Annotated in this window: 17 protein-coding genes and 1 pseudogene; 15 read left to right on the top strand and 3 right to left on the bottom strand. The window is 45.3% G+C overall.

What is annotated here, in order from left to right:
- The first annotated feature begins 15 nt into the window (after positions 1-15).
- From iolJ to NX903_RS19515, 6 genes are all read left to right on the top strand, one after another.
- Entirely contained in the window at positions 16-888 is an 873-nt protein-coding gene (gene iolJ / locus NX903_RS19540) for a 6-phospho-5-dehydro-2-deoxy-D-gluconate aldolase (RefSeq protein ID WP_015250854.1), read from the top strand.
- A 107-nt stretch (positions 889-995) separates the two neighbouring features.
- Positions 996-1,685: a two-component system response regulator YxdJ gene (gene yxdJ, locus NX903_RS19535; RefSeq protein ID WP_003243527.1), complete on the top strand. Its 690-nt coding sequence runs from the start codon at positions 996-998 to the stop codon at positions 1,683-1,685.
- Positions 1,682-2,659: a two-component system sensor histidine kinase YxdK gene (gene yxdK, locus NX903_RS19530; RefSeq protein WP_086344513.1), complete on the top strand. Its 978-nt coding sequence runs from the start codon at positions 1,682-1,684 to the stop codon at positions 2,657-2,659. The genes yxdJ and yxdK overlap by 4 nt, the downstream gene beginning before the upstream one ends.
- Before the next feature lie 143 nt (positions 2,660-2,802).
- A complete protein-coding gene (gene yxdL, locus NX903_RS19525) occupies positions 2,803-3,576 on the top strand; it encodes an ABC transporter ATP-binding protein YxdL (RefSeq protein WP_024572301.1) in 774 nt (257 codons plus the stop codon).
- Positions 3,551-5,419, top strand: a complete 1,869-nt coding sequence (yxdM, locus tag NX903_RS19520) for an ABC transporter permease YxdM (RefSeq protein WP_086344512.1) — start codon at positions 3,551-3,553, stop codon at positions 5,417-5,419. Before yxdL ends, yxdM begins: the two co-directional genes overlap by 26 nt.
- Before the next feature lie 13 nt (positions 5,420-5,432).
- A complete protein-coding gene (locus NX903_RS19515; protein WP_024572303.1) occupies positions 5,433-5,780 on the top strand; it encodes a YxeA family protein in 348 nt (115 codons plus the stop codon).
- Positions 5,781-5,820: 40 nt separating this feature from the next.
- Here the strand turns inward: NX903_RS19515 and NX903_RS19510 are convergent, their stop codons facing one another.
- A complete protein-coding gene (locus NX903_RS19510) occupies positions 5,821-6,786 on the bottom strand; it encodes an iron-hydroxamate ABC transporter substrate-binding protein (RefSeq protein WP_015385106.1) in 966 nt (321 codons plus the stop codon).
- Positions 6,787-6,963: 177 nt separating this feature from the next.
- Between NX903_RS19510 and NX903_RS19505 the strand changes: the two genes are divergently transcribed.
- The gene (locus NX903_RS19505; RefSeq protein ID WP_003243293.1) at positions 6,964-7,362 is read left to right on the top strand and encodes a hypothetical protein; all 399 of its coding nucleotides are present in this window, start codon (positions 6,964-6,966) and stop codon (positions 7,360-7,362) included.
- Between the two features lie 43 nt (positions 7,363-7,405).
- On the opposite strand, the gene NX903_RS19500 is transcribed toward NX903_RS19505, so the two are convergent.
- A complete protein-coding gene (locus NX903_RS19500) occupies positions 7,406-7,759 on the bottom strand; it encodes a hypothetical protein (RefSeq protein ID WP_003236356.1) in 354 nt (117 codons plus the stop codon).
- Positions 7,760-8,005: 246 nt separating this feature from the next.
- Positions 8,006-8,371, bottom strand: coding sequence for an inner spore coat protein CotNE (gene cotNE, locus NX903_RS19495; RefSeq protein ID WP_003236354.1), 366 nt, complete (start codon positions 8,369-8,371; stop codon positions 8,006-8,008).
- An 88-nt stretch (positions 8,372-8,459) separates the two neighbouring features.
- Between cotNE and NX903_RS19490 the strand changes: the two genes are divergently transcribed.
- The 8 genes and pseudogenes from NX903_RS19490 (at position 8,460) to NX903_RS19455 (ending at position 14,480) form a co-directional block, all read left to right on the top strand.
- Positions 8,460-8,894, top strand: coding sequence for a lipocalin family protein (locus NX903_RS19490; protein WP_086344511.1), 435 nt, complete (start codon positions 8,460-8,462; stop codon positions 8,892-8,894).
- Complete coding sequence (locus NX903_RS19485) at positions 8,875-9,432, top strand: hypothetical protein (protein WP_086344510.1); 558 nt, start codon at positions 8,875-8,877, stop codon at positions 9,430-9,432. Before NX903_RS19490 ends, NX903_RS19485 begins: the two co-directional genes overlap by 20 nt.
- Positions 9,433-9,471: 39 nt before the next feature.
- A complete protein-coding gene (yidA, locus tag NX903_RS19480; protein WP_042976846.1) occupies positions 9,472-10,284 on the top strand; it encodes a sugar-phosphatase in 813 nt (270 codons plus the stop codon).
- A 154-nt stretch (positions 10,285-10,438) separates the two neighbouring features.
- Positions 10,439-11,425: a penicillin V amidase gene (yxeI, locus tag NX903_RS19475; RefSeq protein ID WP_024572308.1), complete on the top strand. Its 987-nt coding sequence runs from the start codon at positions 10,439-10,441 to the stop codon at positions 11,423-11,425.
- A pseudogene (locus NX903_RS19470) lies at positions 11,412-11,639 on the top strand (hypothetical protein). The gene yxeI and the pseudogene NX903_RS19470 overlap by 14 nt, the downstream one beginning before the upstream one ends.
- Before the next feature lie 185 nt (positions 11,640-11,824).
- Entirely contained in the window at positions 11,825-13,150 is a 1,326-nt protein-coding gene (locus tag NX903_RS19465) for an LLM class flavin-dependent oxidoreductase (RefSeq protein ID WP_015385100.1), read from the top strand.
- A 13-nt stretch (positions 13,151-13,163) separates the two neighbouring features.
- Positions 13,164-13,661, top strand: a complete 498-nt coding sequence (gene snaB, locus NX903_RS19460) for a sulfur-containing aminoacid acetyltransferase SnaB (RefSeq protein ID WP_003227107.1) — start codon at positions 13,164-13,166, stop codon at positions 13,659-13,661.
- Between the two features lie 24 nt (positions 13,662-13,685).
- Positions 13,686-14,480 (top strand): amino acid ABC transporter substrate-binding protein, encoded by a 795-nt coding sequence (locus NX903_RS19455; protein ID WP_003227109.1) that lies wholly within the window; start codon positions 13,686-13,688, stop codon positions 14,478-14,480.
- Positions 14,481-14,482 lie beyond the last annotated feature (2 nt).

The following is a 14,482-nucleotide window of genomic DNA, read 5'->3' as shown; positions in this document are numbered from 1 at the left end:
AAAGGAGGGGTGAATATGGCTTTTGTATCGATGAAAGAGCTTCTTGAAGATGCAAAGCGGGAGCAGTATGCGATCGGCCAGTTTAATATCAACGGCCTGCAGTGGACGAAGGCGATTTTGCAGGCGGCGCAAAAGGAGCAATCACCGGTCATCGCCGCGGCTTCCGATCGCCTGGTCGACTATTTAGGCGGATTTAAAACGATTGCCGCCATGGTAGGCGCGTTAATGGAGGACATGGCGATTACCGTTCCGGTCGTGCTTCATCTCGATCACGGCAGCAGTGCGGAACGCTGTAGACAGGCCATTGATGCCGGATTCAGCTCAGTGATGATTGACGGCTCCCATCAGCCGATTGACGAGAATATCGCGATGACAAAAGAAGTCACCGATTATGCCGCAAAACACGGCGTGTCAGTAGAAGCCGAAGTCGGCACGGTCGGCGGAATGGAAGACGGCCTGGTCGGCGGGGTCCGCTATGCCGATATCACGGAATGTGAGCGGATCGTCAAAGAAACCAATATCGACGCGCTGGCCGCCGCCCTCGGCTCTGTACACGGCAAATATCAGGGTGAGCCGAATCTCGGATTTAAGGAAATGGAGGCTATCTCCCGCATGACTGATATTCCCCTCGTTCTTCATGGGGCATCCGGGATTCCGCAGGATCAGATCAAAAAAGCCATCACACTCGGCCACGCGAAGATCAATATCAATACGGAATGTATGGTAGCGTGGACAGACGAAACACGCCGCATGTTTCAGGAAAACAGCGATCTGTACGAACCGCGCGGCTATTTGACACCCGGCATTGAAGCCGTGGAAGAGACAGTGCGAAGCAAAATGAGAGAGTTCGGATCAGCCGGTAAAGCAGCTAAGCAGCAGGTCGGCTAAAGAGACCAGAAACCGCCGAGATGGCGGTTTTTTTGTGCGGTGTTGCGTCCATACGCCCAAAACGATTATGATGATGGCAGCAGTGTAAGAAACGGGAGTGGTTCAGTTTGAATAAAATTATGATTGTGGAAGACAGTGAAGACATTCGCGGACTATTGCAGAATTACCTTGAAAAATACGGATATCAAACAGTGGTCGCCGCGGATTTTACAGCTGTTCTTGATGTCTTTTTGCGGGAAAAGCCCGATGTGGTGCTGCTTGATATCAATTTGCCGGCATATGACGGATATTATTGGTGCCGGCAGATCCGCCAGCACTCCACAAGCCCGATCATCTTTATTTCTGCCAGAAGCGGGGAAATGGATCAGGTGATGGCGATTGAAAACGGGGGAGACGATTATATCGAAAAACCGTTTTCTTATGATATTGTGCTGGCGAAAATCAAAAGCCAGATCCGGAGGGCGTACGGGGAGTACGCCGCAAAGCAGGGAGAGAAAGTGGTTGAATATGCCGGCGTTCAGCTCTTTGTGGAACGGTTTGAACTGCGTTTTCAGGATGAAAAAAGCGAGCTTTCTAAAAAAGAAAGCAAGCTTTTGGAAGTGCTGCTTGAGCGGGGAGAAAAGGTGACGAGTCGGGACCGTCTCATGGAAAAGACGTGGGACACCGACATATTCATCGATGATAATACACTTAACGTGTATATCACGCGGCTCAGAAAAAAACTGCGGGAGCTGAATGCGCCTGTTTCTATTGAAGCGGTGCGGGGCGAAGGCTACCAGCTGAGGGCGCAGTCATGAAGCTGTTTCTCCGGTCTCATGCAGTGCTGATTCTGCTTTTTCTCCTTCAAGGGCTGTTTGTCTTCTTTTATTACTGGTTTGCGGGTCTTCATTCTTTTTCTCACTTGTTTTACATATTGGGCGTGCAGCTTCTTATTTTGGCGGGCTATCTTGCCTATCGCTGGTACAAAGAACGCGGCGTGTATCATTGGCTCAGCTCGGGGCAGGAAGGGACGGATATCCCGTATCTCGGTTCTTCAGTGTTCTGTTCAGAGCTGTATGAAAAGCAGATGGAGCTGGTCCGGCTGCAGCACCAGAAGCTCCATGAGACCGAAGCCAAGCTTGACGCGCGGGTGACGTATATGAATCAATGGGTGCACCAAGTAAAGACGCCGCTGTCGGTCATTAATTTAATCATTCAAGAAGAGGATGAGCCCGTTTTTGAACAAATCAAAAAAGAAGTCCGGCAGATTGAATTCGGGCTGGAGACGCTTCTTTATTCTTCAAGGCTCGACCTGTTTGAACGGGATTTTAAAATTGAAGCGGTTTCCCTGCCCGAGCTTCTCCAATCAGTCATTCAAAGCTATAAACGATTTTTTATTCAATATCGCGTTTATCCGAAAATGAACGTTTGCGATGATCATCAGATTTACACCGATGCCAAATGGCTCAAATTTGCGATCGGCCAAGTGGTCACAAATGCGGTCAAGTATTCAGCGGGCAAGAGTGACAGACTTGAGCTGAATGTCTTCCGCGATGAAGACAGGACGGTGCTTGAAGTCAAAGATTACGGTGTCGGGATTCCCTCGCAAGACATCAAGCGGGTGTTTGACCCTTATTACACCGGTGAAAACGGGCGGCGTTTCCAAGAATCTACGGGAATTGGCCTCCATCTCGTCAAAGAAATTACAGATAAGCTCAATCATACGGTGGACATCAGCTCGTCTCTCGGTGAAGGGACATCAGTTCGATTTTCATTTCTTACAAAAATGTAAGGCTGCGTTAAGAAAACAACATAGCCCGCTTTGTTTCCCCTTGATAACATGGATTTATGTCAAGGGGATTTTTATGTTGAACGTCCCGGCACTACATGAAAGCAGCCCAGATCAACAAGAATAAAACCATAAGGAGGATTTTCATGGCGAATATGCTTGAAGTCAAACATATAAATAAAACCTATAAAGGACAAGTGTCCTATCAGGCCTTAAAGCAAATTTCATTTTCAATAGAAGAAGGCGAGTTCACGGCGGTAATGGGGCCGTCCGGGTCCGGAAAAACAACGCTTTTGAATATCATTTCAACGATCGACCGTCCGGATTCAGGCGATATCCTGATTCACGGAGAAAACCCGCATCGCCTGAAGCGGACAAAGCTCGCTCATTTCCGCCGCAAGCAGCTCGGATTTGTGTTTCAGGATTTCAACCTTCTGGACACGCTGACAATCGGTGAAAATATCATGCTGCCGTTAACGCTTGAAAAAGAAGCACCGTCTGTAATGGAAGAAAAACTGCAAGGCATCGCGGCAAAGCTCGGAATCGAAAACCTGCTCAACAAACGGACGTTTGAAGTATCCGGAGGACAGCGCCAGCGTGCCGCCATCGCAAGAGCGGTCATTCATAAGCCGTCACTCATCCTGGCCGATGAACCGACGGGCAACCTTGATTCCAAAGCGTCAAAAGACGTCATGGAAACGATGCAGAGCCTGAATCAGGATGATCAAGTCACGGCTTTGATGGTGACCCACGATCCTGTTGCGGCAAGCTACTGCCGCCGCGTCATCTTTATAAAAGACGGTGAACTGTTTAATGAGATTTACCGCGGGGAAAACCGCCAAGTATTTTATGAACAAATTCTCGATGTGCTGTCTATGCTGGGGGGAAACGCAAATGACCTTTCTTCAGTTCGCTTATAAAAACGTCACGAGAAACAAAAGGGCCTATCTTGCATTCTTTTTAAGCAGCGCCTTTTCCGTTTTGATTTTCTTTACCTTTGCGATGTTCCTGTTTCATCCGGCATTAAAGGAAGGCTACCTGAATAATATCGCCAAAAAAGGCTTAACCGCTGCGGAATGGATGATCTTTGTTTTTTCTTTCTTATTTGTTCTGTATTCGGTTAACGCATTTTTGAAATCGAGAAATAAAGAATTCGGCATTCTGCTCATGCAGGGCATCACGCCGGGGCAGCTGAGAAAGCTCATTACTGCGGAAAATATGATCATCGGCGTCATGTCAATTGCAGCCGGCATTATCGGAGGATTCATTTTTTCAAAGACATTCTTTACGGTCGGCGCTTATATTTTAGAAATGGACGCGCTGCCTTTGTATATGCCTTGGAAAGCGCTCGGTATTACGGCCTGCGGATTTCTGCTCTTATTTTTCTTTTTATCGCAGTTTACGATCCTTTTTGTCAGATCAAATACGGTTATCAAATTAATAAAGGGCACTGACAAGATTAAGCCGGAGCCTAAGCCGTCCGTGCTTCTGTCCTTATTCGGCATCGCCTGTCTTTGCGGCGGGTACGGCATGGTTCTTAAAGGCAATGTCCACGGGGCCGAACCGTTTATCATTTTACTGCTCACCGTCATCGGAACATATTTCTTTTTCAGCCAAAGCAGCATATGGATTCTGCGCGCGCTGAAGAAGTGGAAAACCTTTTATCTGCGCGGGAAAAACGTCATCTGGGTTTCTGACCTTGTCTATCGTTTAAAAGACAACGCCCGCCTGTTCTTTATTGTCAGCATTATTTCCGCGGTTGCGTTTACTGCGACAGGCGTGCTCGCGATGTACAAATCGACCGTCGGGGCGGAAGAGTCCGCTTATGAAATGGAGTATTTATCTTACAGCAACAATCCAAAAGAACAGACTCATTTGAAAGATATTGACCATGAATTGAAAACACACGGCTTTACGTATAAGAAAGACAAAATAGATGTTTCCTATGTTCGCTATCAGGAAGGAGATACTGTTCCCCCTGTTTACATGATCAGTGAATCGGATGCGGCAAAATACTTCCATGTCAAAGTGAACGGCCTGAAAGAAGACGAGGCTGTCTATTTCCCGGGAACGTATGACCGCAATTTCAAAAACAAAGCGCCGGATCAGCTGAAGCTGCTGAACCAAAAAGGGGAGATGTCTGATCAAAAACTGTCGGTAAAAGAAGTCAAAAAACCGCTGATCTCATTGAATGCCATCATCGCGGTGAATGATCAAACCTTTGATCAGCTGAAATCACTCGGTGATAAAGCGTCATTATACGGCTACAGCTATGATCATTGGAAAGACAGTCTTGAGATCAGCCAATCCTTGCAAAATGAGATTTACGGCAATTATATCGACGTGCATTCTGATTTTGCTTCAAAAGCCGGGACTTACTATGATACGGTGCAGCTGCCGAGCCTGAGTTTATTTATCGGCCTGTTTATCGCAATTGTATTCTTTGTCGCGGCAGCAAGTTTCTTATATTTCAGGCTGTTCACTGATTTAGATGAAGACCGGGAGCGCTACCGTTCACTGGCCAAAATCGGCCTGAGCGAGCGTGAAATGGCACAAAGCGTGACAATACAATTGGCCATTCTTTTCTTCTTTCCATTTGTCATTGCCGTCATGCATACACTGTTTGCCTTGAGAACATTGGCTGTGGAAGGATATTCCGATGTAGCGGGACCGCTCAGTCTTACCATCGGAGGGTTTTTCATTTTTCAGCTTCTATTCTTCCTCGCGGTGCGGTCAAGCTATTTGAAAAAAATGAACAAGTAAGGGGAGTGCAAAGATGAAAAAAGCAATGGCAATCCTGGCCGTCTTGGCGGCTGCTGCCGTAATATGCGGGCTTCTCTTTTTTCATAACGATGTTACAGACAGATTTAATCCGTTTATTCACCAGCAAGATGTCTATGTGCAGATTGATCGAGATGGCAAACATCTTAGCCCAGGCGGTACTGAGTATACATTAGACGGATACAATGCATCCGGAAAAAAAGAAGAAGTGACCTTTTTCGCCGGCAAAGAGCTTCGGAAGAACGCGTATTTGAAGGTGAAGGCGAAAGGAAAGTATGTCGAGACTTGGGAAGAAGTCAAGTTTGAAGATATGCCGGACTTTGTACAGTCAAAATTAAAGTGAATCATAAAAAACGGCACAGCGTCATGACTGTGCCGTTTTTTTATTTTTTATTTTCTTCGGCCCGTTTGATCAGCATGTCGGTGATGATATCCACCTGTTTGCTGACAGAAATCGGGTCGTACGGGTAGAACGTGTCAAAGTCATTGATAAACACGCGATTATGTTTAACAGCGTCAAGGTTCTTCCAAATAGAGGAATTCTCCAGCTTGTCGAGTGTTTTGCTTTCGCCTTTCGGGTTGTAATCCGTAATGAACATATAATCTGCGGCATACTCAGGAATAACCTCTTGAGAGAGCTGTTTCATCTCTCCTTTTTTGATGACATCTTGCTCAATTTTTTCAGGCGCTTTTAACCCAAGTGCATTGTATACAGCTTGGCCGCCGCGTCCGCCATTGTCATTGAACACCCAGAATTCGCCCTTGTCTGTGTTTTCATAAATACCGAAGGTCGCATCTTTGTCGATGACGCCGGCAATTTTCTTTTTAGCTGTTTCCGCTTTTTTGTTAAAGTCAGCCATAAATGATTTTGCTTTGTCTTTCGCTCCGGCGATATCTCCGAACATGCTGACTGTGTCCTCTACGTTTTTCGCTGTGTTATAAGGTATGACAACAGTCGGAGCGATTTTCTTTAATTTATCAACATTCTCTTCATTCATGACAACAATTAAGTCAGGCTGAAGCTCCATCACTTTTTCAACGCTGATTGGATCACCGACATCCTTCACATTTTTCAGCTTTGATTTTAAAAACGGATTATCAAATGACCATGAGCCTGAGCCGACCACATTGGCCCCGACAGACAGCAATTCACCGGCATAAAAATCAGTGACGATGCGTTTCGGATGTGCAGGAATGTTGACGTTCCCTTTTGGTGATTTGTATGTTCTCATTTCTGTTTTTTCGGAAGCAGAATCGCTTGAGCTCCCTTTAGAAGCCGTGCCGCTGCAAGCGCTGACAAACATGAGAAGCAGCACAAGCATGCCCACGAGCAATATGTTCTTTTTCATCAAGAACCCTCCCACTATGTATCTCAATAGATTAGTAATGATTATCATTATCAATTAATAATATAGCAAGAAACCTGTTCTCCGTCTATCACTATTTTTAAGGGAGAAAGTTTTTCCCGTTTATGGGTGACGCGGTATGCCTAATCGATTATTATAGGTAAATAGGAGGAGAGAAATATGGGAATTACAAAAAGAGGTGCCGCTTGGGAATGGCTGCATAGCTGGTGGATGCTGTTTATTTTCATGCCTTTTGCCATTACCAGTTTTTTTGCCTTTTTATTTATTGGCATCAAGGTTAGAAATAGAAAGTGGATCATGTACGGCATCATTTATTTTTTCATTTTTGCGTTTGGTTTTGTTTTGCCCGATCTGCCCGGTGTTTTTATTGTGGTCCCGTTATGGGCGGTAACCATTATTCATGGATTTAAAGTGCGCCCGCTGTATTTGATTCAGCTGGATGTCTACAAAGATCATGTGGAGGCGCGGGCTTTTGCCGAGGCAAGAAGTGAAGCCGAGAGCAGATTTCATGCACCGAAACAGTCTATTCAGGATATACATATTCGCAAAGAACAGTAAGAAAAAAAGCTCAACACTCGCATTGTGTTGAGCTTTTTATATGTTACTGCTGGTAGGATTGCTGCTGAAATGGCGTGTTTTGGCCGAATGGAAGTGTAGACACATTCGTATTCATGACGCTGGATTGTCCAGTAAGTTCCTGTTGCATTTGGTTGCACATGTTGACAACCTGCTGGCACTTTTGAATCGCCATGTCATGCCCGTGCAGTGCTTGCTGAATGGTATGTGCAGCTTGTTGTTCGTGGTTTAGAATCTGCTGCAGCATTTGGATGTTTTGCTGTTCCTGATGAAGCATTTGGCGATATTGCTGGCTGCTTTGCTGTGTTTGCTGAATGAGCTGCTGAGCAGTTTGGCGGCATTGGTTCAGCTGCTGCAAGCCGTGTTGTGTATTATGCATGAATGATCCCTCCATGTATCGATTGACGTGAGTCGGTATTATCATGCAACTTGAATGAAAAGAAATTCCGTCAAAGAGGAACTACAATTATTTTCCTCAGCCCCTCTATCTTTGAATGAAAACGGTAAAGATTGTATACTGGGTACAAACCCTTTTTATGTAAATGTTCCGTTTTAACATATAAGAATCGCGGAAAACGAAACCCTGAAATGGGAGAATCGTATTCCGCTTTTTTTCTTTGTTTGCTCAGAAACCGCCTTCCCCTGCAGTAAATGGGATATTCAGCCTGTTTTCTACTGTGCGGAGGCGCTGATTGAGCCGATTTAGGCGGCGTGTATGGCGTTCAACAGCCTGGCTTAGCTGATTGACCTGTTCGGCAATCCGTGCAATTTCCCGATTTTGACGGCGGTCTTCGTTTGTCAGACGGGTTAATTCTCTTGACTGCTGTTCATTTTGCCGTTCAAGTGCTGCGATTCTTCTTTCCAATGCCGGCTGTCTGTCCATTTGGTATGGATCGTATACATCCTGCTGCGGATAAGAATTGTACTCATAGTGGCTATAGTAAGGTTCCTGCTGAGGCAGCTGAGGGCTGTAATATTGATAAGGGTTCATGTGATCAGTCTCCTTGTGGGTGAATTCCTTATAACTTATGTAGTCATTGGCACAGTGGCACGGCATTCGCCCAAAAAAGGAGGAAAGGATGGTGAGCCCCTTGAGAAACAAATATGGCATTTTGTTTTTAATTGCTGTATGCATCATGGTATCGGGCTGCCAGCAGCAAAAAGAAGAGACGCCGTTTTATTACGGAACGTGGGATGAGGGGCGTGCCCCCGGGCCAACGGACGGTGTGAAATCAGCAACAGTCACATTTACCGAAGACGAGGTTGTGGAAACGGAAGTGATTGAAGGAAGAGGAGAGGTACAGCTGCCTTTTATGGCATACAAGGTGATTTCCCAAAGCACTGACGGGTCTATCGAGATTCAGTACCTCGGCCCCTATTATCCGCTCAAAAGCACGCTGATAAGAGGAGAAAACGGGACATTGATATGGGAGCAAAATGGACAGAGAAAAACGATGACAAGAATCGAATCAAAGACCGGCAGGGAGGAGAAAGATGAGAAATCAAAAAGCTGAAAGACTGGTGGCAGCGGGGCTTGTTTTACATATCATTCAGTGGATATTTATATTAGGGGCTTTTCTCAAAGTCAAACAGTTATTTAGTGACTACACGATCTATAACCCTAATGTCATCAGCGGCTCCATGCAGTCCTTATCGTTTATACAAATGATGCGCGCTATGATGTACTCAGGGGCAATCGTGAATTATGTTTTGTTTTTTGCCCTTGTATTGCTGATTTATGGCATAGTGCTTCATGCCATCCTGATCGTTCTGGAAATGGCGGCTTACGTCATGATCAGGCGGAATCCATCATCTTCATGGGGATTCTTTTTAATCGCTGCGGGTGTGAAGCTTGCCATCTTGAATATAACCGGCATTCCATTTTTAGCTGCCGGCTTTCTGCTGATGAAACAGAAAAAAGCAGAAAACGGCGTCAAGGCAGAAAGAAAGCGGAAACCGCGCTTGCGTATCCGAAGACAAGGGCGGCGTCTAAATAGAATTCGGAGAAAACCATCTCTTCCGGTTGAATATCAAAAAGAAAAAACGATATGATGGGACTATAGCCTGAAAACGACATGAAGGAGATGCAGGATGTACAAACTAATTGCAATTGATATGGATGGAACACTTTTAAATGATCATCATGAAGTAACAGAGGAGGTCCGCGACGCCCTTCACGCGGCAAAAGCGGAAGGTGTCAAAATTGTGCTTTGCACCGGCCGGCCTATCGGGGGTGTGCAGAGATATTTAGATGAACTGAATTTAATTGAAGAAGGCGACTATGTTATTGCGTATAATGGAGCGCTTGTTCAAAATACGCATACAAATGAAGTGGTCTCGGAGCTGTCTCTCGGTTATGATGATTTGGCTTCATTATATGACCTGAGCTTAGAGCTGAAGACGCCGATGCATTTCTTTGACTCATCTAATTTGTATACGCCTAACCGGGATATTAGCGAATTTACCGTATACGAATCCTATGTGACACAGGTGCCGCTTCATTTCCGCAAGATTGACGAGGTGCCAAAAGATATCCTCATCCCGAAAGTGATGTTTATTGATAAGCCGGAGAACTTAAGCCGCGTCATTACATCGATTCCAAAAGACGTGAGAGAAAAATATTCAATGGTCAAAAGCGCGCCTTTCTTTTATGAGATTCTGCACTCGGAAGCCAGCAAAGGAAATGCTGTACGCCAGCTGGCTCAGCTGCTTGGAATTGAACAGGCGGAAGTCATGTGCATAGGCGACAATGGGAACGACCTGACAATGATCGAATGGGCGGGCTGCGGGGTTGCCATGGCAAACGCCATCCCAGAAGTATTGGAAGCCGCAAACTTTCAAACACGCTCCAATAATGAACATGGTGTTGCGCATGCGATTCACGAGCTTGTTTTGGCTAAATAATAAAAAATCCAGCCTTCTAAAGGCTGGATTTTTTCGTTTTATTTGATGTAATGTCAATTCTTTGACGAACCGATTTGACTTTCGTTATGCTGATAAAACCAATTCGTTCACAATATGTATGATATTAATCTGAATTGAAAAGGGGACTGATCAAATGTGCACAAGTCTTACATTGGAAACTGCTGACCGTAAACATGTATTAGCGAGAACAATGGATTTTGCATTTCAGCTGGGGACAGAGGTGATTCTCTATCCGCGCCGTTACAGTTGGAATAGCGAAGCTGACGGAAAGGCCCATCAGACACAGTACGCATTTATCGGTATGGGAAGAAAACTTGGTAATATTTTATTTGCAGACGGCGTTAATGAAAACGGTTTATCGTGTGCTGCACTTTATTTTCCGGGCTATGCGGAGTACGAAAAAACGATACGGGAAGATACCGTTCACATTGCCCCGCATGAGTTTGTGACATGGGTGCTGTCAGTCTGTAAGTCTTTGGAAGACGTAAAAGAAAAGATTCGATCTTTAACGATTGTAGAGAAAAAATTAGATCTATTGGATACAGTTTTACCGCTTCACTGGATATTGTCAGACCGGACGGGCCGAAGCCTGACGATAGAACCGAGAGCAGACGGCCTCAAAGTCTATGATAATCAACCTGGTGTCATGACGAACAGCCCCGACTTTATATGGCATGTAACCAATCTGCAGCAATATACAGGAATCAGACCGAAGCAATTAGAGAGCAAAGAGATGGGCGGATTAGCCCTTTCTGCTTTTGGCCAAGGCTTAGGAACTGTTGGTCTGCCGGGGGATTATACACCGCCTTCCCGGTTTGTCAGAGCTGTTTATTTGAAAGAACATCTAGAGCCGGCGGCCGATGAAACGAAAGGTGTAACAGCCGCTTTTCAAATTTTGGCAAATATGACGATACCAAAGGGCGCAGTGATAACGGAAGAAGACGAAATTCATTATACGCAATATACTTCCGTGATGTGCAACGAAACTGGAAACTACTATTTCCACCACTATGACAATCGGCAAATCCAAAAAGTAAATTTATTTCATGAAGACCTTGACTGTTTGGAGCCTAAAGTGTTTTCCGCTAAAGCAGAAGAGAGTATTCATGAGCTTAATTAATTCACATCAATCAGCTGATTCCGGTTTGAATATCTGGAGTCAGCTGTTTTTTTATACAATCGTTACGGCGTCTGAATGGATAGGCGGTTTGCAAAAGCGAAGAAAAGGCAAAGGAAATGGCGAAATCTTATATGAAATTCTTGGATGAAAACTGAGTCTTTGCTTCATTAGACTCAGTTTTCTTGCCGATATAGAGGTTGCACTAGTTGAATGAATCAATGCCGTTCCATCATGGTCACGCAAGGGTCTTTTCGCTTGAATAGAAAAAATTAATCTTAACTCATTGACAAACGTCCAAGACAAAGGTACATTTTGATTTATTCATATTAAACGACTAGGAATATAGGAGTTTATTTTTCGGATTATTCAGCCTAAAAACATGATAAAAGGAGTATCGTCATGACAAGCAAAAAGAAACAAATCAAATTAGGGGTATTTTTAGCAGGTACAGGCCATCACGTCGCGTCTTGGCGGCACCCGGACGCGCCGTCAGATGCGAGCATGAATTTGGATTATTTTAAAGAGCTTGCGAAAACAGCGGAGCGAGGCAAGCTTGATATGCTGTTTTTAGCGGACAGCCTTTCGATTGACAGCAAATCACACCCAAATGTATTAACAAGGTTTGAGCCATTCACCCTGCTCTCTGCTTTGGCGCAGGTCACATCAAAAATCGGACTGACAGCAACAGCCTCCACTACATACAGCGAGCCATTCCATATTGCCAGACAGTTTGCGTCATTGGATCATTTGTCCAACGGCCGTGCCGGATGGAACGTCGTCACTTCATCTATTGAATCAACAGCGCTGAATTTCAGCGGTGAAAAGCACCTTGAACACCATTTGCGCTATCAGCGGGCAGAGGAATTTGTCGAAGTTGTAAAGGGGCTTTGGGATTCATGGGAAGAGGACGCCTTTATCCGTAATAAAGAAACGGGTGAATTCTTTGACAAAGAAAAAATGCACGAGCTGAACCACAAAGGAGAATATTTCTCGGTTCGCGGACCTCTGAACGTTTCAAGAACGCCGCAGGGCCAGCCGGTCATTATCCAGGCAGGATCATCAGGAGACGGAAAAGCGTTGGCTGCCAGAACAGCAGAAGTGATCTTCACAGCACAAAACCACCTGGAATCAGCTCAGGAATTTTATCAATCCATTAAAGAACAGGCAGCGGAATTCGGACGTGATCCAGAAAAAATTGCCATCATGCCGGGTATTTTCCCAATCATTGCCGATACAGAAGAAGCAGCGCAAGCCAAATACAAGGAGCTTCAAGATCTGATTATCCCATCTGTCGGTCTGCAAATTCTCCAAAATTACTTAGGCGGAATTGATTTGTCGGCATATCCGCTTGATGGGCCGCTGCCGAAGCTTGACGCAGAAGCTTCTAATGCGGTGAAGAGCCGCTTCAAGCTTGTTCAGGAAATGGCTGAAAGGGACAATATGACGATACGAGAGCTTTACAAATACGTTGCAGGCTCCAGAGGCCACCATATCTTCGTCGGCACGCCGGAGCAGCTCGCCGACAAGATGCAGGAATGGGTGGATAAGAAAGCGTGTGACGGGTTTAACATCATGCCTCCGCTTCTTCCAGAAGGAATTGAAGTGTTTGTTGATCAAGTAGTTCCGATTTTACAGGAGCGCGGCGTGTTCAGAAAAGAATATGAAGGCACAACATTACGAGAGCACTTCGGTTTGGAAAAGCCGGTAAACCGCTATGCAAAGTAAGGAGGAACGCTAGATGAAGCCACAATACCGCCTTGCAGTTGAACGTGATGCCGAACAGCTTCTCGAGCTGACATTGCGGGCTTATGAACCGATTCGAAAGCTCGGCATTCGTTTTGCTGCCGCTCATGCGGATTTGGATTTGGTGCTGAAAAATATTCGGGAAAATGCTTGCTACGTCATGGAAGAAGACGGGCGGATCATCGCGACTATCACCTTGAGAATGCCTTGGGGAAAACAGCCGGGACCGTATGGCGTTCCGCATATCTGGTGGTTTGCTGTGGACCCCGACACCGGAAAAAAAGGAATCGGAACAAAGCTGCTTCAATGGCTGGAGGAAACAATCCTTCGCGATACGTTAAAGGTTCCGTTTGTCTCACTCGGAACAGCGGATAAGCATCCGTGGCTGATTGAGATGTACGAACGAAAAGGATATGTCCGCTCAGGTGAACAAGACCTTGGAAAAGGGCATATCACAGTCTATATGAAAAAACAATTGCGACATGATCTATAAAAATAGAAAAGGCGGGAAAATCAAATGAAGATGAAAAAATGGACAGTGCTGGTCGTTGCTGCATTATTAGCGGTGCTCTCAGCTTGCGGCAATGGAAACAGCAGCAGTAAAGAGGATGACAATGTGCTTCATGTCGGTGCGACAGGACAAAGTTACCCATTTGCTTATAAAGAAAACGGAAAGCTGACAGGTTTTGACGTGGAAGTGATGGAAGCAGTCGCTAAGAAAATTGACATGAAACTGGACTGGAAGCTGCTTGAATTCAGCGGGCTGATGGGAGAGCTTCAAACAGGCAAGCTTGACACCATTTCCAACCAGGTAGCTGTGACAGACGAACGTAAGGAAACGTATAACTTTACGAAACCATACGCTTATGCGGGAACACAGATTGTCGTCAAAAAAGACAATACAGACATCAAATCAGTAGACGATTTAAAAGGCAAGACAGTCGCAGCCGTTCTCGGTTCAAATCACGCGAAAAACCTTGAAAGCAAAGATCCTGATAAAAAAATCAATATCAAAACGTACGAAACACAAGAGGGTACGCTGAAGGATGTTGCGTACGGCCGTGTAGACGCTTATGTCAACAGCCGAACTGTATTGATCGCGCAAATCAAGAAGACCGGTTTGCCATTAAAGCTTGCAGGAGATCCGATTGTTTACGAACAGGTTGCATTCCCATTTGCCAAGGACGATGCGCACGACAAGCTCCGCAAAAAAGTCAATAAGGCCCTAGATGAATTGCGTAAAGACGGAACACTGAAAAAACTCTCTGAAAAATACTTTAATGAAGATATCACAGTAGAACAGAAGCATTAAGA

Source organism: Bacillus sp. FSL R5-0576 (genome assembly GCF_038004765.1).
Lineage (GTDB): Bacteria > Bacillota > Bacilli > Bacillales > Bacillaceae > Bacillus > Bacillus subtilis.
This window is presented reverse-complemented; position numbering and strand designations above follow the sequence as displayed.